Annotated in this window: 16 protein-coding genes; 9 read left to right on the top strand and 7 right to left on the bottom strand. The window is 62.8% G+C overall.

All coding sequences use genetic code 11. From position 1 onward, the window contains the following. Nucleotides 1-143: 143 nt before the first annotated feature. Entirely contained in the window at nt 144-1,175 is a 1,032-nt protein-coding gene (locus KUW17_RS11565; RefSeq protein ID WP_222479170.1) for a D-cysteine desulfhydrase family protein, read from the top strand. A 43-nt stretch (nt 1,176-1,218) separates the two neighbouring features. Here KUW17_RS11565 and eda read toward each other — a convergent pair whose 3' ends face one another. The 3 genes from eda to zwf are packed head-to-tail and all read right to left on the bottom strand — an operon-like array spanning nt 1,219 to nt 5,178. Continuing rightward, nucleotides 1,219-1,869, bottom strand: a complete 651-nt coding sequence (eda, locus tag KUW17_RS11570) for a bifunctional 4-hydroxy-2-oxoglutarate aldolase/2-dehydro-3-deoxy-phosphogluconate aldolase (RefSeq protein ID WP_222479172.1) — start codon at nt 1,867-1,869, stop codon at nt 1,219-1,221. 3 nt (nt 1,870-1,872) lie between these two features. Further along, nucleotides 1,873-3,681, bottom strand: coding sequence for a phosphogluconate dehydratase (gene edd, locus KUW17_RS11575; protein WP_222479175.1), 1,809 nt, complete (start codon nt 3,679-3,681; stop codon nt 1,873-1,875). A 48-nt stretch (nt 3,682-3,729) separates the two neighbouring features. Continuing rightward, nucleotides 3,730-5,178, bottom strand: a complete 1,449-nt coding sequence (zwf, locus tag KUW17_RS11580) for a glucose-6-phosphate dehydrogenase (protein WP_222479177.1) — start codon at nt 5,176-5,178, stop codon at nt 3,730-3,732. A gap of 449 nt (nt 5,179-5,627) precedes the next feature. Between zwf and KUW17_RS11585 the strand changes: the two genes are divergently transcribed. The 5 genes from KUW17_RS11585 (at nt 5,628) to KUW17_RS11605 (ending at nt 11,433) form a co-directional block, all read left to right on the top strand. Beyond that, nucleotides 5,628-7,613, top strand: a complete 1,986-nt coding sequence (locus KUW17_RS11585) for a CocE/NonD family hydrolase (protein WP_222479179.1) — start codon at nt 5,628-5,630, stop codon at nt 7,611-7,613. Between the two features lie 210 nt (nt 7,614-7,823). After that, on the top strand, nt 7,824-8,804 hold the full coding sequence (locus tag KUW17_RS11590; protein WP_222479181.1) for a glycosyltransferase family 2 protein: 981 nt from the start codon (nt 7,824-7,826) through the stop codon (nt 8,802-8,804). A gap of 2 nt (nt 8,805-8,806) precedes the next feature. Beyond that, nucleotides 8,807-9,187 (top strand): GtrA family protein, encoded by a 381-nt coding sequence (locus KUW17_RS11595; protein ID WP_222479743.1) that lies wholly within the window; start codon nt 8,807-8,809, stop codon nt 9,185-9,187. A gap of 18 nt (nt 9,188-9,205) precedes the next feature. Further along, the gene (locus KUW17_RS11600) at nt 9,206-9,967 is read left to right on the top strand and encodes a class I SAM-dependent methyltransferase (protein WP_222479183.1); all 762 of its coding nucleotides are present in this window, start codon (nt 9,206-9,208) and stop codon (nt 9,965-9,967) included. Beyond that, nucleotides 9,964-11,433, top strand: a complete 1,470-nt coding sequence (locus KUW17_RS11605; protein WP_222479186.1) for a hypothetical protein — start codon at nt 9,964-9,966, stop codon at nt 11,431-11,433. Before KUW17_RS11600 ends, KUW17_RS11605 begins: the two co-directional genes overlap by 4 nt. 15 nt (nt 11,434-11,448) lie before the next feature. Here the strand turns inward: KUW17_RS11605 and nadC are convergent, their stop codons facing one another. From nadC to nadA, 3 genes are read right to left on the bottom strand one after another with little or no spacing between them, the layout of a single operon-like run. Continuing rightward, on the bottom strand, nt 11,449-12,303 hold the full coding sequence (nadC, locus tag KUW17_RS11610) for a carboxylating nicotinate-nucleotide diphosphorylase (protein WP_222479188.1): 855 nt from the start codon (nt 12,301-12,303) through the stop codon (nt 11,449-11,451). Further along, nucleotides 12,300-13,856 carry an L-aspartate oxidase gene (locus KUW17_RS11615; RefSeq protein ID WP_222479190.1) on the bottom strand — a complete coding sequence of 519 codons (1,557 nt, stop codon included), beginning with the start codon at nt 13,854-13,856 and terminating at the stop codon, nt 12,300-12,302. The genes nadC and KUW17_RS11615 overlap by 4 nt, the downstream gene beginning before the upstream one ends. A gap of 3 nt (nt 13,857-13,859) precedes the next feature. Beyond that, nucleotides 13,860-14,912 (bottom strand): quinolinate synthase NadA, encoded by a 1,053-nt coding sequence (gene nadA / locus KUW17_RS11620; RefSeq protein ID WP_222479191.1) that lies wholly within the window; start codon nt 14,910-14,912, stop codon nt 13,860-13,862. A 289-nt stretch (nt 14,913-15,201) separates the two neighbouring features. On the opposite strand from nadA, the gene KUW17_RS11625 reads away from it, so the two are divergent. The 3 genes from KUW17_RS11625 to KUW17_RS11635 are packed head-to-tail and all read left to right on the top strand — an operon-like array spanning nt 15,202 to nt 17,416. Beyond that, on the top strand, nt 15,202-15,906 hold the full coding sequence (locus tag KUW17_RS11625) for an ABC transporter permease (RefSeq protein WP_222479193.1): 705 nt from the start codon (nt 15,202-15,204) through the stop codon (nt 15,904-15,906). Beyond that, complete coding sequence (locus tag KUW17_RS11630) at nt 15,906-16,616, top strand: ATP-binding cassette domain-containing protein (RefSeq protein WP_222479195.1); 711 nt, start codon at nt 15,906-15,908, stop codon at nt 16,614-16,616. Before KUW17_RS11625 ends, KUW17_RS11630 begins: the two co-directional genes overlap by 1 nt. Continuing rightward, entirely contained in the window at nt 16,613-17,416 is an 804-nt protein-coding gene (locus KUW17_RS11635) for a substrate-binding domain-containing protein (protein WP_222479196.1), read from the top strand. The genes KUW17_RS11630 and KUW17_RS11635 overlap by 4 nt, the downstream gene beginning before the upstream one ends. 72 nt (nt 17,417-17,488) lie before the next feature. Here KUW17_RS11635 and phnF read toward each other — a convergent pair whose 3' ends face one another. Then, nucleotides 17,489-18,202: a phosphonate metabolism transcriptional regulator PhnF gene (gene phnF / locus KUW17_RS11640; RefSeq protein ID WP_222479198.1), complete on the bottom strand. Its 714-nt coding sequence runs from the start codon at nt 18,200-18,202 to the stop codon at nt 17,489-17,491. Nucleotides 18,203-18,209: the final 7 nt, after the last annotated feature.

Genomic DNA, 18,209 nt, shown 5'->3' on the forward strand with positions numbered 1-18,209 from the left:
GTAAAGCAACCGCGGGCGCCGCCAACGCGGCCCATGGCCAAGCCTCAATCCCCATTGCGGGTGGAGGCGTTTAATATTGACGGCGCGCGATACGGCCGCACAGTTGAGGGCATCCGCCCTGGCTGCCACTGGAGAAAACCGTCATGATCCTGAACCCTGATTGCCTGCCGGATTTTCCCCGCGCCAGACTGATGGCGCAACCCACTCCGCTGGAGCGGCTGGAGAGGTTGTCCAAGGAGTTGGAAATAGATCTTTGGATCAAACGGGACGATCTGACGGGTCTCAGTTTTGGCGGCAACAAGACCCGGCAGCTGGAATTCTACCTGGGTGCAGCGGTTGCGGAACAGGCGGATACCATTCTGATTACCGGTGCGGTGCAATCGAATTTTGCCCGCACCGCCGCTGCGGCCGCGTCGAAACTGGGGATGCAGGCCATTCTCCAGCGTGAAGAGCGGGTCCCGGGGATGGACCCGCTCTACTACCGCTCGGGCAATATCTTCCTGTCGGACATTCTGGGCGCAGAAGGCATGGGCTACCCGGAGGGCGAGGATGAAGCCGGGGCTGACGCGGCGCTGGAGGCGCGGGCAGAGGAGCTGCGGGCGGCTGGCCGTACCCCCTATATTATTCCGCTCGGCCTGGGGCATCCGCCTTTGGGCGCTCTGGGCTATGTGCTGGGCGCCGCGGAGCTGGCGGCTCAGATCGGCGGCTTTGATGCGGCTGTGGTTCCTTCTGGCAGCGGGGCGACCCACGGCGGCTTCCTGACCGGCGTCCGCCGCGCGGGCATCACTGCACCTGTTTACGGGGTCTGCGTCCGTCGGGATGCGCAGCAGCAACGAACACGTCTGGACCGGGTAACAGCGGATCTGGCGGATCTTATGGGGGGCCAACGGCTGTTTGGGAATGCGGACATCCTTACTTGGGATGGGGCGCTGGCGCCGGGATACGGGCGCACCGGTGCAGCGGTCCGGAAGGCTCTCCAGTACATGGCACGGGCGGAGGGAGTTTTGCTGGATCCGGTTTATTCAGCCAAAACCTTTGCCGGCCTTCTGGGCCTGCTGGCCGAGGGCGTCATCAGCAAAGGGCAGAAGGTGCTGTTGTTGCATACCGGAGGGCTGCCAGCACTGTTCGCTTATCAAAACGAACTGGGCTTCGGAGGCAGTGAAGGGGCCTCCTGACGCCGCCCTGCAACGCCTCTTGCAAGGCCGGTAGATTTGAAATTCAGCCTTTGCCCAGTTCACTTGCTTCCCTTGCCAGGTCTTCAATTTCGCTCCAGTTGCCGGCCTGGACCAGATCCTTGGGCGCGACCCAGCTGCCGCCGGCGCAGACCACATTGCCCAAGCTCAGGTAGCTTTCGGCATTGGCGGGTGTGATGCCGCCAGTGGGGCAGAAGGAGATCTGCGGCAATGGTGCACCGATGGCCTTGAGCGCAGGTGCGCCGCCGGAGGCTTCTGCCGGGAAGAATTTCAGCATACCGTAGCCGCGGGCCAGCAGGCGCATCGCCTCAGTGGCGGTCGCCGCGCCCGGCAAGAGCGGCAGGCCGATCGATTCACATGCGTCCAGAAGGTAATCCGTGGCGCCCGGCGAGACGCCGAACTGGGCGCCAGCCTCCTTGGCGGCTTCGGCGTCCTTCGGGGTGATCAGCGTGCCGGCCCCGACAACGCCGCCTTTCACCTGAGCCATCTCGCGGATCACGTCCAGCGCGGCGCCGGTGCGGAGGGTGACTTCCAATGCGGGCAGCCCGCCTGCCACCAGTGCTTCGGCAAGGGGGCGGGCATGGGCCGCGTCCTCAACCACCAGCACCGGCATCACCGGTGCCAGGGCGCAAATTTCGCAGGTGCGCAGGCTGGCGTCCTGAGGGGTAATCCGCATCTATCAAACTCCAAATACGCTGGCGCCTTCGTCGGCTGAGGCAACCGAGCGGCGGAACAGGGAAAACAGCTCGCGGCCGGTGCCGTGCTGATAGGCGCTGAGGTCGGCGGTGGCGGCTTCGCGCTCGAGCGCGCCTTCCGTCAAGATTTCTAATGTGCCCTTCACCGCATCTAGCCGCAGCAAATCGCCGTCCCGGATCCGGGCAATCGGGCCGCCGTCCAGGGCTTCAGGGACCACATGGATCGCCGCCGGGATTTTGCCGGAGGCGCCGGACATCCGCCCGTCGGTGACCAGCGCCACCTTCTGGCCGCGGCCCTGAAGGATGCCGAGGAACGGCGTCAGACTGTGCAGTTCCGGCATGCCGTTGGCCTTGGGGCCCTGGAAGCGCACCACCACGATCACGTCGCTGGTCAGTTCGCCTGCCTTGAAGGCGGCCTTGGCTTCTTCCTGATCGTGAAAGACCCGGGCGGGGGCTTCGACCACTTGGTGCTCTTTTGCGACCGCCGAGACCTTGATCACCGCGGTGCCCAGATTGCCGGTCAGCCGCTTTAGCCCGCCGGTCTTCTGGAACGGTGCATCCGCAGGGCGTAGCACCGCGTCATTCAGGCTTTGCCCCGGGCCGGGGCGGAAGGTGAGCCCGTCCTCCGACAGAAATGGCTCCTGCGTATAGGTCTCCAGCCCTTCACCCGCGACTGTCCGGGTGTCCGGGTGCAGAAGCCCCGCTTTCAGCAGCTCGCCAATCATGTAGCCCAGCCCGCCTGCGGCGTGGAAATGGTTCACGTCGGCCAAGCCATTGGGATAAACTTTCGCCAGCAGCGGCACAGCCTCCGAGAGTTCCGCAAAATCCTGCCAGTCGAGGAGAATGCCGCCCGCCCGCGCCATGGCAATGAGGTGGATCAGCAGGTTGGTGGAGCCGCCGGTGGCCATCAGCCCAACGATGCCGTTGGCATAGGCTTTCTCGTCCAGCACGTCGCAGACCGGGGTGTAGTTGTTGCCCAGAGCGCTGAGCGACAGCGCTCGCTTGGCACCCTCAACCGTCAACGCCTCGCGCAGGGGCGTGCCGGGATTGACGAAAGAGGACCCGGGCAGATGCAGCCCCATGAACTCCATCAGCATCTGGTTGGTGTTGGCAGTGCCGTAGAAGGTGCAGGTGCCGGGGCCGTGGTAGGCGGCCATTTCTGCCTTCAGCAGCTCCTCGCGGGTGACTTCCCCGGCGGCAAATTTCTGGCGGATATGCGCCTTTTCGTCATTGGCCAAGCCGCTGGTCATCGGTCCTGCGGGCAGGAACACCGCCGGGATATGGCCAAAGGCCTGGGCGCCGATCACCAGTCCGGGCACGATCTTGTCGCAGACACCGAGGAACACCGCGGCATCGAACACATTGTGGCTGAGCGCGACGCCCGTCGCCATGGCGATGGTGTCGCGGGAGAACAGGCTCAGCTCCATGCCGGCCTCGCCCTGGGTGACGCCGTCGCACATCGCAGGCACCCCGCCCGCTACCTGCGCTGTGCCGCCCGCCTTGCGAACGGCATCGCGGATCAATGCGGGGTAGGTCTCAAACGGCTGATGCGCCGACAGCATGTCGTTGTAGGCGGTGACGATCCCCAGATGCCCCTTGCTGCCAGCCGCCAGCGTTTGCTGGTCTGCACCGGTGGCGGCATAGGCGTGGGCCTGGCCGGAGCAGCTGAGATGCGCCCGGGCCGGGCCCTTGCCCTTTGCGGCGCGCATCCGATCCAAGTAGGCGGCGCGGGTCGCCTCGCTGCGGAGGATGATGCGCTCCGTGACTGCGGCCAGTGTGGAATTCAGAGTCATGTCGTGCCTTTGCTGCAAATTGCGAGGGCGTAGGGGAGGGCTGCCATCTTAGGCTCCAATGCTGCGCCAGCGGCGGCCGTCGCGGTGGATCAGCAGCAGGGAATCGTCGGGACCGGAACTGCCGCTGTCATAGGGTTGCGGTGTGTCGCCCGCGTCCTGCCAGCCGGCGATGATCGGATCGGCCCAGGCCCAGGCAGCCTCAACCTCGTCGCCGCGCATGAACAGGGTCTGGTTCCCGCGGATGACATCCATGATCAGACGCTCATAGGCGTCCTGCGGGCGCCCTGATTCCGGCAGCTCGTCGGCGAAGGTCATGTCCAGATTGGCGCCGGTGAGGCGCATGCCGCCGGGGCCAGGGTCCTTGATTGTGGTTTTCAGCGTGATGCCTTCATCGGGCTGCAGCCGGATCACCAGCACATTGCCATGCACAGGCCCCGAGCCTTCGAAGATGTTGTGCGGTGGGTCGCGGAAGTAGACGGCGATCTCGCTCACCCGCTCGCGCAGGCACTTGCCGGTGCGCAGGTAGAACGGAGTGCCGGCCCAGCGCCAGTTCGCCACCTCCACCTTGAGCGCGATGTAGCTTTCGGTGCGGCTGGCGGCATTGCCCGCGTGATCGCGGTAGCCACTGCCGCCCTTGCCGCGGTACTGGCCGCGGGCAATGCTTGCTTGCGCCACCGGGCGCAGTGCCTCGATCACTTTGACCTTCTCGTCCCGCACCGCGTTGGGGGTGAACTGCGCCGGCGGCTCCATCGCGGTCAGGCATAGAAGCTGCATCAGGTGGTTCTGCACCATGTCCCGCATGGCGCCTGATTTATCGTAGTATTCACCGCGGCCCTCGACACCGATGCTTTCGGCCACAGTGATCTGCACATGGTCGATGTGGGAAGAATTCCAGAGCGGCTCGAACAGCGAGTTTGCAAAGCGCAGCGCCATCAGGTTCTGCACCGTCTCCTTGCCCAGATAATGGTCGATCCGGTAGATCTGCTGTTCTTCAAAATGCTCACGCAGCGCTGCGTTCAGCGCCTGGGCAGAGGCGAGGTCGTGGCCGAAGGGTTTTTCCAGCACAATGCGGCTGTCTGGCGTGGTGATGCCGGTTTCACTGAGGCGGCGGGCGATGTCCGTGAACAATGACGGGCCGACCGATAGGTAAAATGCACGCACGGCGTCGTCACGCAGTTTTCCGCGGATCTCATCCCAGCCTGCGTCTCCGCGGGCATCGACCGCGGCGTAGTCCAGAAGCGCGGTGAAGGCAGCGATCTCTTCCGGGGTGGTTTCAACATCCTGGCCGAACTCGCGGACGGCCTCTGCGGTTTGGCTGCGGAACTCTTCTGCTGTCAACTCGCTGCGCGAAGTGCCGATGATCCGGCAGTCACTGCTGAACTGGCCGATTTGAAACCGGTGGAACAAGGCGGGCAGGATCTTGCGGCGGGCAAGGTCGCCAGTCGCGCCGAACAGCACGAGGTCAAAGGGATCGACAGGAATGACGCGGGAAACCATTGATTTTACATCGCTGTTCCTTGGGGGCTGCAGAGCCAGGCTATTGTGCCGCCTGGGGAGGGGGAATTCAATTGCTCCTGCTGGCACGCGGCCGGTGAAAGTTCCGTTATCGATAACATGAGGTTTCCTGCAGGGCTACAGGAAGTTTTCCTTTTGCTTCGCCGGGTGAAAAAAAGTCCGACACGCTGCCGGTTGCTTTGCTGCAATTCGAAATCTGCGGAACGCATAAGCGTTTTGGGCGCCCATATTTTTTCACATTGAGTAGGGCGTGCGGCATCGGCTGTTAGCTTGCCCGGATAATCAAACCGGGTCGAGACAGCCTTTCGCGATTTAGCTGCGGGTTCGCGTACATTCGCTTACATCTGCGTAAAGGCGCACACTTCCCGTGGCCGTGGATTTGGGGAATGAATGTGGCAAGGCAGAAACCAAAATCAATTAGGACATCCTCAATGCCCGGCGCTTACAGCATCATCGAAAACACTTGGATCACCTTGCCGGACGGACGCAGGCTGGCCGCGCGGATGTGGCTGCCTGAAGGCGGGGGGCCTTTTCCTGCGATCCTGGAATACCTGCCCTACCGCAAGCGTGACGGCACCGCCCCGCGGGATGAAACCACGCATACAGTTTTCGCCGCTGAGGGGTATGCCTGTATCCGGGTCGACATCGCGGGCACTGGCGACAGTGAAGGCGTATTTGATGACGAGTATTCCGAGCAGGAGCTGAGTGACGGTGAAGCGGTCTTGGAATGGATTGCCTCGCAGGGCTGGTGCGACGGGAATATAGGCATGATCGGCATCAGCTGGGGCGGTTTCAACGGGCTGCAGCTGGCCTTCCGGCGTCCGCCGGCATTGAAGGCAGTGGTTTCTGTGGCCTCCACCGTGGACCGCTATGCCGATGACATCCATTACATGGGCGGCTGCTTGTTGAGCGATAACATCAACTGGGGCAGCCAAATGTTTGCCTACCAGTCGCGTCCTGCCGACCCGGAGCTGCGCCCGGACTGGCGCGAGGATTGGATCAAGCGGATCGAGGGAATGCCTTTCATGGCCGCCGATTGGCTGCGGCGGCAGGTGCGGGGCGCGTTCTGGAAACACGGTTCGGTCTGCGAAGACTGGACAGCGATCCAGGCGCCGGTGCTGGCCATAACCGGCTGGGCCGATGCCTATGTGAACGCGCCGCCTGCGCTGGCCGCCAACCTGACCGTGCCTGCCAAGGCGATGATCGGCCCGTGGGAGCACCGCTATGCCCATATCGCCAAACTGGACCCGGCGGATTTTCACGGCGAGGTTCTGCGCTGGTTTGGCAAATGGCTGAAAGGGGAGGACACCGGCGCGGAGGACCTGCCGGACTACCGCGTTTTCATGCAGGAGCATTTCGATCCCACCATGCAAAACAAGCCGCGCCAGGGCCGCTGGGTTGCGGAGGCGGAATGGCCTTCGCCCAATGTGCGGGATCGGGTGATGTATCTGGGGCAGGGGAGCTTGGCGGATACACCCGGGCAAGGAACGCTTGCAGTCAGCAACCCTTCCACAGTGGGACAGGCGTCCGGCTATTTCTGCCCGGGGATGCGGTTTGATAACGAGCTGGCGGGCGATCAGGCAGTTGATGATGCGCTATCGGTCTGTTTCGACACCACGCCACTGGCAGAGCCGCTGGAGCTGCTGGGGCGGGCGCGGGTGAAGGTGGCCTTCAGCGTTGACAAGCCAGTGGCGCAGCTGGTGGCGCGGCTGTGCGATGTGTCACCCGAGGGCGTGTCGCAGAGAATAACCTTTCGGCCGCTGAACCTCGGCTGCCGCAACGGGTTCGAAACCCCGGAGAAGCTGGCTCCGGGGGAGCGTTATGAAGCTGAGATCGAGCTCAACGAATGTGCGCATCATCTGAGAGCCGGCCATGTGCTGCGGCTTGCCCTGTCAACGTCCTACTGGCCGATTGTCTGGCCCGCGCCCGAGGCCGCAGAGGTTACCCTGCACTTAGAAGGCTGTGCTTTGGTATTGCCGGAGCGCCAGGTTTCAGAAGAGGTTGCGCCTCAGAATCCCGGTGATCCAAGGGACTATCCGGTGCTTCAGGCAAAGCAGCTGCGGGCAGCCGGCGGTACCTCCAAGACCTGGTCGCGCGAGGACGGCACGCTGGTGCTGGATACCTTCGATGATTACGGCAAGTCGGCGGATCCCTATCACGGCATGTGTGCCGGCAGCCATGTCACGATGCATTACGAGGTGCATCCAGATGATCCGGCCACGGCAGCCTTTGCCAGCGACTGGCGTTTTGAGTTCGAGCGCAGTGGCTGGCAGGTGGCGGTCGATACGGAAAACAAGGTGACGTGCGACCGGGAGAATTTCCATCTCTGGCGCAAGGTGACGGCATATGAGGGCGAGAGCAGGGAAGTTGTCCTGACCAAGGAGTGGCAGGAAACGATTCCAAGGGGGGTCTTGTAATCCGCTAATCCGCGGCAGTAAGCGGGCGGATTTTCGGCAATTCGTCCGCATTTGCCTTGGTTTTGCCATAGTGCGTTACGGAAAGCACACAGGCTCTTAACCATTTGATCGCAAATTCAGGTCCCAGCGGGCCGCCGTTGCCTTGGCCGTGCCGGATCGGCCATTATCATGGTTAACGAGCGGTTAACAAACAGACTTGAGGGCGAGAAAGTGCAGCTTTCCGTTGTTGTGCCCTGCTACAATGAAGAAGAGTCGGTCCCCTTGCTGGTGGAGCGGCTGGTGCAGGCCATTGAACCATGGGCGCAGGACGCCGAGATCATCCTGGCGGATGACGGATCCAGTGATGAAACCTGGGCTGCGATCGAAGCCGCCCATCGAAAATACCCTGTAGTGAGGGGCATACGCCTGTCAGCCAATCGCGGCCATCAGGTGGCGCTGACCGCAGGGCTGGAGGCCGCGCGGGGCGACCGTATCTTCATGCTGGATGCCGATCTTCAGGATCCGCCGGAAATCCTGCCGGACATGATGCTGATGATGGATCGTGGCTATGATGTGGTCTATGGGCGGCGGGCAGTGCGGCAGGGGGAGACCCTGTTCAAGAAGGCAACCGCCTTTCTATTCTATCGTTTCCTGAATGCGCTTTCGGATGTCGACATTCCAAAGGACACCGGCGATTTCCGCCTGGTCAGCCGCCGCGCGCTGGATGCTGTGCTGGCGATGCCTGAGCGGGCGCGTTTCATCCGCGGCATGTTTGCCTGGGCAGGGTTCAAGCAGATTGGCCTGGAGTATGTGCGTGACGCGCGGGTGGCTGGGGTTACCAAATACCCGCTGCGGGCAATGCTGCGTTTTGCGGCGGATGCGCTGACAGGGTTTTCCACCAAGCCGCTCAAAATGGCGACGCGGCTGGCCTTCCTGAGCCTTTATGTGACCTTCCTGATGGCGGTTTACGTGTTCCTGTCGCTGATCCTCTACAACACTGCCCCCGGCTGGGCCTCAATGCTGCTGGCGATTTCCTTCTTCTCTGGCATCCAACTGCTCACTCTTGGGATCATGGGGGAATACATCGGGCGTCTCTACATGGAGAGCAAGCAGCGGCCTATGTATTTCCTGTCGGAAGAAACCGGCAGGGCAGAGGAATTGGCTGACCCATTGGAGGCAGCACCAGCGGCCCTGCGCCGGGAAGCCTCGTGACGATGGGGCAGGCGTCCCAGATCTTTCGGTTTTCTGTCGTCGGTGCAACAGTGGCCGGGCTGTATGTGCTGGGCTATACCGCGCTCTTGGCAGCTGGGTTGCCGCAGGCGCCGGCAAATGCGCTGGCCTTTGCAGCCGCAGTAGCGGTTCAATACGTTCTGCAAACCTGGTGGACCTTCCGCCGCCCGCTGGGGCTGCCCGACCAGATGGCAAGGTTTGCGTGCACCATTGCCGCGGGTTTTGCCGTCTCAGCGCTGATCACAGGTATGATCGGCCCGATGCTGGGCTGGGCGGATTGGCTGTCCGCCGCCGCCGTGACGGTAATCCTGCCGGTTCAAAATTTCATCATCTTCCGCCTCTGGGTGTACGCCGCGGAGAGCTGAGCGTCGATTGGAGCAATCATGTCCCATATCTATTCCAACGAGTTTTACGACTATATCGATCAGGGTGCGCGCTCCTCGGCTCAGGCGATGATCTCTGTTGTGCAGCCGCAGCTGCAGGCAGGCAGCGTACTGGATCTCGGCAGCGGCCGCGGGGTTTGGCTGAGTGAATGGATAAAGGCAGGTGTCACCGATGTGGCCGGGGTTGATGGCGACTATGTCGACCGCGACCGGCTGGCGATTCCGCGTGATCAGTTTCATGCGGCGGATCTTACCAAACCGTTTGACCTGGGCCGCAAGTTCGATCTCGCGCAGAGCCTGGAAGTGGGTGAACATCTTCCTGAAGCCGCCTCGGAGAGGCTGGTCGATAGCCTGACACGCCACGCTGACCGGGTGCTGTTTTCGGCTGCCGTGCCGGGGCAGGGCGGTGAGTTCCACATCAATGAAAAGCCGCTGTCCTTCTGGCAGGAGCTGTTTGCCGCACGCGGCTTTGCGGCATTCGATTTTGCCCGGCCGCGGCTGAAAGACATGGAACGGGTTGAACCATGGTACCGCTACAACACCGTTCTTTACGCCAATGAGGCAGGCCGCGAAGGCTTGCCGCAGGAGGTGCTGGCGGCCGCAGTACCGGAAGGTCAAAAGGTGCCGCTGGCGGGCAGTCTGACTTGGCGGATGCGGCGCGGGATCGTTTCGCTGATGCCGCGCTCGGTTGTCACAAAAATCGCCCAGGGCCGCGCAGCCGTTCTGGCCAGGCGGGCGCGCCGGAAGCAGGAGCTAGCATGACAGTTCTTGCGAGTTCCGCTGCAAGTGTCTCTGACAGGCGTTCTGATCCGAAATTGGTGCTGACGGTTACAGCCGTCTTTGCATTGCTGATGCTGACGGCGCTGTTCCAACTGCCGGACCCGATGATCCGGCATGATGATTACCCCGCACTGCTGGCAGATCCGGCCCTGTTTTACTCCAAGACCCTGACGGAGGGGCGCTGGGTAAATTACCTGTGGCACCTGCGCGGGGTGGTGACGCCTGCCTGGCTCAATTTCGCCGTCTATCAGCTGCTTTGGGCGGTTTACCTGGGGTGCATGGTGCATAATGCCCTGGGCCGCACAGCTGATGTCTGGCAGCAGGTGATGGTGGCGCTGATAGCCGGCCTGTGCCTGCCCTGGGTGCTGATCTCGCTCTGGTTCAACACCTTGATCCCCGGGCTGGCAATCGTCGCGCTTTATGCCTGGCTGGCCACAAAGCTGAACGAGCGCGCCAGCCGCTGGCTGATGCTGGTGTTCGTCCCGGTCTCACTGATGGCCTACACGACCTATCCGTTCCTGGTCCTGGCTATGTGCCTGACGCGTTCGAGCACCCGGCGCTCGGGCCGTGACCTGGCTGGTCTGCTTGCGCTTTTCACCGCCAGTTTTGCTATTGGGATGCTGGCAATCTATTCGCTGAACTATGCCGCGCACGGCGTCTTCGGGGTGCCGATGGCGGAGTGGCGCAATCCCAGACCCGCGACCGACTTGGCGACGGCTCTGGAGAATGCCAAGCTGGCCGCGGCTTTCCTGGTAAACCTGGGGCTTAAGGGCGGCTACAACGTGCCGGGTTTGGCGGTGCTGCAGGGCGTGCTGCTTGCCTGCGCTGTTTGGTCCGTGCTGCGTCATGATAAATGGCGGGCGCTGTACATGCTGTCCGGCGCGGGGCTGGGGCTGGCGCTGATTTGCCTTCAGGTCATTCGCAGCGGCATTGACATGCCGGTACGGTCAGGTGGCTTTCTCTGGATTTTCGGAGCAGTCTTTCTCGGTTTGTTTGTGCTGTCCCTGCGTGACGTCGGACGGGTCCGGCTTAGCCGCAATCTGCTGTTTGTGGTTACGGCTGCGTATGTCGTTTTTGCCGGTATGACTCATTACTACTACACGGACTGGCACCGGCTGAGCCGGGTCATGGCTGCGGAACTGACCGGGGGGCAAGGGCCGGTCTACGTCACCGGAACCTATCTTTCTCTGGAGGCCGCCCGCAACTCGGATCTGCAGAAATGGCATTCCGTGGAGTTCCGGCTGAAGCATCTGACAGGCCGGGAGATCGTAATGTGCGAAAGCAAGCCCGAAGCCTGCTCAGGCCTTCTGGCTGAGCTGCGCGCCGGGTTGCAAGGCACCGGCTTCGCGGTGCGCCAAATCGAGGGCGGCACCGTGCTGATGCTTTCGCCGGAAGCGCTGCGCGAAGATAAACTGGAGGCAGCCCGCAAGCGCCGGGCGGTGCACTGAGGCGCGCTGTTGCGATCAGAAATCGAGGCCGAGGTCCAGCGTGCGGGCAGAGTGCGTGAGCGCTCCAGAGGAGATATAGTCCACACCGGTGGCTGACACTTCGGCAATCCGCTCCAGGCGCATGTTGCCGGAAGCCTCGGTTGCTACATGACCCTTGGCCATCTCCACGGCCTGGGTCAGCGTTGGCGTGTCCATGTTGTCAAGCAGGACCACATCGGCGCCGCCGGTGGCAATCACTTCGGAGAGCTGGTCCAGCGTATCGACCTCTATTTCGACCTTCATCATGTGGCTGACGCTGGCCTTGGCTGCTTCCAGCACTGCTTTTACTCCGCCGGCAGCCGCGATGTGGTTGTCCTTGATCAGGATCGCGTCCGACAGTCCGAAACGGTGGCTGTAGCCGCCGCCGTGCAGCACCGCCTGCTTTTCGGCAACGCGCAGACCCGGGGTGGTCTTGCGGGTGCAGGTTATACGCGTTTTGGTGCCTTTGGTTTCTGCGGCAAAGGCTGCGGTCAGGGAGGCAATGCCGGTCAGGCGCCCGGCAAAGTTCAGCGCCACACGTTCTCCCGACAGGATCGAGGCCGCGGAGCCTTCGATTGTCATCAGAGTGTCGCCCTTCTTGCAAGGGCTGCCATCGGGCAGGAGGGTGTCCACCTTCAGTCCGGCATCCACCAGGTGAAAGGCGATGCGGGCGATCTGCATACCCGAGACCACACCGTCCTCCCGCGCGTTCAGCCGGGCAGAGTAGGTGGCGGAAGCGGGGATCACCGCACGGGTGGTGATGTCACCGTTCTGGCCCAGATCCTCCATCAGCGCAGCGCGCACCATCGGTTCCAGGATCAGGTCGGGCAGGGTGGCGAATTGGGTGCTCATGTCAGCTCCTTCACGGCCTTGGTGCGGATGTCCAAGGCCTCCTCCAGGGTGATGCGGGTGCGATGGGCCTGCGCGGGGTCGGCCAACGGGAAGTCATCACGGAAATGACCGCCGCGGCTTTCCTTACGCTTTAAAGCCGCTGCGGCGATCAGCGTTGCGGTGGCGCACATGTTGACAAAGTTCTCGTCGCCAGCCTGTTCGGATTCGAGACGGGCAATCTCCGCAAGCGCTTGGCGAAGACCGCTGGCGGTGCGGCGGACCCCGGCATGAGCGGTCATCGTCTCCCGCAGGGACCTTACCGCAGTGTCGTCCAGTTCCTTGCCTCCGGCGGGGAAGCTGGGGCGGACCATTTCCATGCCTTCAGAGGTTTCCAGCGCAGACATGTCCTGTGCTGCGTTGCGGGCATAGACCAGAGCCTCAAGCAGCCCGTTGGACGCCAGCCGGTTGGCGCCGTGCAGCCCGGTTGAGGAAGCTTCGCCGCAGACCCAGAGGTTGGAAAGGCTGGTGCGGCCCTGCAGGTCGGCGTCAACACCGCCCATGTGGTAGTGGGCGGCGACAGCGACGGGGATCGGCTCTCGCACCGGATCGATGCCAGCGCGGGCGCAGGTTTCGGCGACTGTCGGAAAGCGGGTCAGCACTTCGGCGCCAAGAGCCTCGCGGGTGTCGAGCATCGGGCGGCGGCCTGCCTGCGTTTCGGCAAAAATCGCGCGGGCGACGATGTCGCGCGGGGCAAGTTCGGCATCCGGGTGCGCTTCGACCATGAAGCGTTCGCCGTCTGAGTTGATCAGCACCGCACCTTCGCCGCGCAGGGCTTCGGTGGCCAGCGGAGCGGGGTCCTCGCCGATGTCAAAGGCGGTAGGGTGGAATTGCACGAATTCCGGATCCGCAATGCAAGCGCCGGCCCGGGCGGCAAAACCGATCACCTGGCCGCGGATGCGGGGCGGGTTGGTAGTATGGGCAAAAAGCCCGCCGGAGCCGCCGCCGGCCAGCAGCACGCCGGGCGCCTTGATCAGCACCGGGGCAGAGGGCGCGTCGGCGCGGGTGATCCAGATGCCGGTGACAGTTGCGTCCTCAGTCTCGAGCCGCACAGCCTGAGTGTTTTCCAGAACTTGCACAGACGGGGCTGCGCGAACGGCGGCAATCAGCGTCTGCATGATCTGATCGCCGGCCTGGTCACCCTTCACCCGCACCACGCGGGCGGCGGAGTGGGCGGCCTCGCGGCTCATCACGTAGTTGCCCTTCGCGTCGCGGTCGAAGGGCGTGCCGAGTTCGGTCAGGTCGAGGATGTGTTCGCGCGCAACCCGGGTCACCATCGCGGCAACCTCCGGATCAACTGTTCCGGCCCCTGCCTGCAGGGTGTCGGCGGCATGCGCCTCGGGCGTGTCATGATTGGCCATGGCAGCTGCGACACCGCCCTGGGCCCAGGCTGAGCTTGCGCCTTCGCCCAGCCGTTCGGGAGAGATCACCAGAACCGGCCGCGGTGCCAGCTCAAGCGCAGCATAAAGCGCGCCAAGACCTGCGCCGGCAATGACGATACGGCCGGTTTCGATCACGGATCAGATGCCCAGCTTTTGTGAAAGGTCGATCATACGCTGAACTGCGACGCGGGCCTTTTCGGCGACTTCAGGGTCCACCTCGACCGGCTCGGTCATAGTGTGCAGCGACCACAGGACTTTCTCCAGGGTGATCTTCTTCATGTAGGGGCACATGTTGCAGGGGCCGACAAACTCAACTTCGGGCAGCTGGTCAGCAATATTCGAGGCCATCGAGCATTCGGTGATCAGCAGCGCCTTTTCTGGCTTCTCGTCGGTCACGTATTTGACGATGCCGCTGGTGGAGCCGGAGAAATCTGCCTCTGCCACCACATCCGGCGGGCATTCCGGGTGGGCGATCAGCCGTGTGCCCGGGTTCCATTCACGGAAGTCGCGCAGGTCCTTGGCGGTGTACTGCTCATGCACAATGCAGGAGCCCTCCCACCAGACGATGTTCTTTTCCGGAACCTGCTGGGCAATGTTCTGGGCCAGGTACTGGTCCGGTGTCATGATGATGGTGTCTTCTTCCATCGCCGCAACGATCTGCGCGGCGTTGGAGGAGGTGCAGCAGATGTCCGAGGCGGCTTTAACTTCGGCAGTGGTGTTCACATAGGTGACCACCGGCGCGCCCGGGTAGCGGCGGCGCATTTCTGCAACACCTTCGGCGGTGATGCTTTCTGCCAGCGAGCAGCCTGCCTCCATATCCGGGATCAGCACGGTCTTGTCCGGGCTGAGGATCTTGGAGGTTTCGGCCATGAAATGCACACCGCATTGCACGATCACGTCAGCCTCGACCCGGGTCGCTTCGATTGCCAATTGAAGGCTGTCGCCGACCACGTCCGAGATGCCGTGATAGATTTCGGGCGTCATGTAGTTATGTGCCAGAATCACCGCGTTGCGCTGTTTCTTCAGCTCAAGAATCGCCGCAACATAAGGTGCATGAGTGGCCCATTCGATTGGGTTCACCACGCGGTCCATGCGGGCGTAGACATCTGCCATCTGTTCGGCCAAGGCCGGGTTGGGGGCCAGATCGTAATGGTTGGCGAGCTGATCCCGCATGGATTGCAGGTCGAACATGGCGTATCCTCAAGGTTGCGTCAGGGGTGACACTTTGGGCGGGGGTTGTTTCATGTTCATATCATCCGCGCAAGCGCGTGTGAGCGGAAACGGAGCCAAATGCGGTGATTTGGCGCTAACAGGCGGCATCTCAGGGAAGCCGTTGTTTCTCAGATGGGTATTGGCAGCATGATTTTCCAGCCGGTTTGCCGTTTTTGGCTGTCCCGGCGTCCTCTCCTGTGATTTGGAGCCGCGCAAAGCCATGTTAGACCGGGCTGGTATGTGGCCCCTGGGAGAGTGACCGGACGCGATGAATGATCTGTGGGCAGGACTGAGCCAGGCCTTTTGGCTGTTGGTGACGCTGGACGCGGATCTGGTGGAGATAACCCTGCGTTCCTTGCGGGTCACATTGACCGCGCTGGTGATAGCCTGCGCCATTGCGCTGCCGCTGGCAGCCTTTCTGGCGGTGCGCAGGTTCCGGATGCGGCGCGCCACGATTGCGGTGTTGAACGCGTTGATGGGCCTGCCGCCTGTTGTGGTTGGGCTGGTGGTCTATGTGTTCCTGTCCCGCGCCGGGCCATTCGGGGTCTTTGGGCTGCTGTTTACGCCAACGGCGATGATCATTGCGCAGGTGATCATCGTAGTGCCATTGGTGGCCTCGGTTGCGCATCAGAGCTTGCGCGAGCTGTGGAGCGACTACCACGACCTGCTGATTTCGATGAACGCTACCCAGTTCCAGCGCATCCAGGCGCTGTTGTGGGACGGGCGCCGGGCGCTGCTGACCGCGGCCCTAGCTGGCTTTGGCCGCGCGATTGGCGAAGTGGGCGCGATCATGGTGGTCGGCGGCAATATTGACCACGCAACGCGGGTGCTGACCACGGCGATTGCGCTGGAAACCGGTAAGGGCGAGTTTGCAATGGCGCTGGGCCTGGGCTTCGTGCTGATTGCGCTGGCGATTGCGGTCAACCTGGCGATCCACTGGCTGGGCCGCACTGAGAGCGAGGGGCGCTGGTGATGCAGATGTTCCCGCTGAAGGCCACAGGCGCCCAGGTGCGCCGCCGCGGCAAGGTGCTGGTCGGCCCGGTCGACCTGACGCTGGGCGGGCAGGGCACCTCGATCATCATTGGTCCGAATGGCGCGGGCAAGACCACGCTGCTGAAGATGCTGCATGGTATCGTGCGGATGAATGGCGGCAGCCTGGACTGGGCCTGCCCGCTGGAGGAGGCGCAGAAGCATCAGGCCTTCGTGTTTCAGACGCCGGTGATGATGCGGCGTTCGGTGATCGACAACATCGCTTATCCGCTGCGGCTGACGGGCTTAAGCCGCCGCCAGGCCCGCTCGCGGGCTGCGGACTGGGCGGCCCGTGTCGGCTTGGGTGAAATTCTGGAACGCCAGGCCACCATGCTGTCAGGGGGCGAACGGCAGAAGCTGGCGCTGGCCCGTGCGCTGGTGCGCGAGCCGCAAGTGCTGTTTCTGGATGAGCCCTGTGCGGCGCTGGACGGCAGGGCTACGCGCGAGATCGAGGAAATTCTGGCACATGCCGCCGGCAGCGGCACCCGGCTGATCATGTCCACCCACAACATGGGCCAGGCCCGGCGGCTGGCGGATGAAGTGATTTTTGTCCTGCAGGGACGCATCCACGAATTCAGCCCGGCAGCAGAGTTTTTCGCCGGGCCTGAAACAGCGCAAGCGCGCGCATTTCTGAATGGAGATATTGTCGAATGAAACGTCTGATTTTGGGCGCCATTGCCTCTTTGGTCTGGGCCACGGCGGCGCTGGCGGAAGAGATGAAGATGGCGGTGACCACCTCTTTCCACAATTCCGGGCTGGCTGAGATCCTTCTGCCGGAGATCAAGAAGGACCTGGGGCTGGATGTGCAGCTGCTGGTCGTCGGCACCGGCCAGGCGATCCGCCTGGGGGAGGCGGGCGACGTCGACGCGATTCTGGTGCATTCAAAGAAGGCCGAGGAGAAATTCCTGAAGGGCGGCAACGGCACCCACCGCCGCGAGATCATGTACAATGATTTTGTTTTCATCGGGCCTGAAGGCGATGCAGCAGGGATCACTGGCGCCGAAAATGCAGCCGGTGCTTTGCAAAGGATTGCCGGGACGGAGGCGGCTTTTGTCAGCCGCGGCGACGACAGCGGCACGCACAAGAAGGAGCTGAGCCTCTGGAAGGCCGCAGGGCTGGAGCCCGAAGGTTTCGGTGAGTGGTATCGTGCTGTTGGCGCTGGCATGGGGGCAGCGCTGAACACCGCTGCAGGCATGGACGCCTATATCATGTCGGACCGCGCCAGCTGGCTGAATTTCGGCAACAAGGCGGGGCTGAGCCTGCTGTTCGCCGGTGACCCGGTGCTGTTCAACCAGTACGCCTATATCCCGGTGAACCCGGCGAAGCATGGCCATGTGAAGAATGGCCTGGCAATGCAACTGGAGGAATGGCTGGTCTCGGACAAGGCCAGGGAGCTGATCAACGGCTACCAGATCAATGGGGAAACGCTGTTCGTCTTTAACGCCCAGCAGTGACTTGATCTGATCTGGATAGACGGAGCCCCTGCCTTTGGCGGGGGCTTTTCTTGGTGCTGATGGAAAGCGCCCTCAGCTTTCGCCGCCTACCGTAAGCGTCACCCGGTCGCCGGCAAACCAGGTGCGGCCGAACTCGACAGGCCGCCCCTGCGGATCCGCATTGACGCCTGTTGTGCGCAGGATCGGGCTGCCTTCGGCGATCCTGAGGTGCAGCGCCTGGGTGGCCGTGGCAAGCTTGGCGGTGATCCGGGTCTCGATCCGGGTGTAATCCTCAACCCCGAATTTCTGCAGCGCTGCGGTGACCGAACGCTGCTCCTGAAGGGCGTCTAGAATGCCGGGAAAGCGGTCTGCAGGAAAGATGCTTTGGAACAGGGCAATGGGCTGACCGTCCGCCAGTGATAATCCGTCATAGACATGCACCTCGGCGCCCGGGTCCAGATGCAGCGCCTTGGCCTCGCGGGCAGATGCCACGCGGGTTTCCAGCGTCAGGATCTGCTTGGCTGGGTTGCGGCCCTCGCGTGTCAGGTTCTGGTGGAATCGCACCCGCCTGCCGATCGGGTAATCGGTCGGCTTTGCCGCCACGAACACCCCAGCGCCGCGGCGGGAATGCACCAGGCCCTGTTCGCTCATCTCCGCCAGCGCCCGGCGAACCGTATGGCGGTTCACGCCGAACCGGGTTGCAAGCTGCGCCTCGGCAGGCAGCTTGCCGCCGGTCTCATAACGGCCCTGCGCAATGTCGTCGGTCAGGGCAATGGCGATGGATTTCCAAACAGGGGTGCGGGCCATGTCACGG

The organism is Leisingera aquaemixtae (genome assembly GCF_019801145.1).
GTDB classification, from domain to species: Bacteria; Pseudomonadota; Alphaproteobacteria; order Rhodobacterales; family Rhodobacteraceae; genus Leisingera; species Leisingera aquaemixtae_A.

Coding starts and splice junctions, on each gene's coding strand:
- KUW17_RS11565 (WP_222479170.1), top strand. CDS start 144: ATGATCCTGAACCCTGATTGCCTGCCGGATTTTCCCCGCGCCAGACTG.
- eda (WP_222479172.1), bottom strand. CDS start 1,869: ATGCGGATTACCCCTCAGGACGCCAGCCTGCGCACCTGCGAAATTTGC.
- edd (WP_222479175.1), bottom strand. CDS start 3,681: ATGACTCTGAATTCCACACTGGCCGCAGTCACGGAGCGCATCATCCTC.
- zwf (WP_222479177.1), bottom strand. CDS start 5,178: ATGGTTTCCCGCGTCATTCCTGTCGATCCCTTTGACCTCGTGCTGTTC.
- KUW17_RS11585 (WP_222479179.1), top strand. CDS start 5,628: ATGCCCGGCGCTTACAGCATCATCGAAAACACTTGGATCACCTTGCCG.
- KUW17_RS11595 (WP_222479743.1), top strand. CDS start 8,807: ATGGGGCAGGCGTCCCAGATCTTTCGGTTTTCTGTCGTCGGTGCAACA.
- KUW17_RS11600 (WP_222479183.1), top strand. CDS start 9,206: ATGTCCCATATCTATTCCAACGAGTTTTACGACTATATCGATCAGGGT.
- KUW17_RS11605 (WP_222479186.1), top strand. CDS start 9,964: ATGACAGTTCTTGCGAGTTCCGCTGCAAGTGTCTCTGACAGGCGTTCT.
- nadC (WP_222479188.1), bottom strand. CDS start 12,303: ATGAGCACCCAATTCGCCACCCTGCCCGACCTGATCCTGGAACCGATG.
- nadA (WP_222479191.1), bottom strand. CDS start 14,912: ATGTTCGACCTGCAATCCATGCGGGATCAGCTCGCCAACCATTACGAT.
- KUW17_RS11625 (WP_222479193.1), top strand. CDS start 15,202: ATGAATGATCTGTGGGCAGGACTGAGCCAGGCCTTTTGGCTGTTGGTG.
- KUW17_RS11630 (WP_222479195.1), top strand. CDS start 15,906: ATGCAGATGTTCCCGCTGAAGGCCACAGGCGCCCAGGTGCGCCGCCGC.
- KUW17_RS11635 (WP_222479196.1), top strand. CDS start 16,613: ATGAAACGTCTGATTTTGGGCGCCATTGCCTCTTTGGTCTGGGCCACG.
- phnF (WP_222479198.1), bottom strand. CDS start 18,202: ATGGCCCGCACCCCTGTTTGGAAATCCATCGCCATTGCCCTGACCGAC.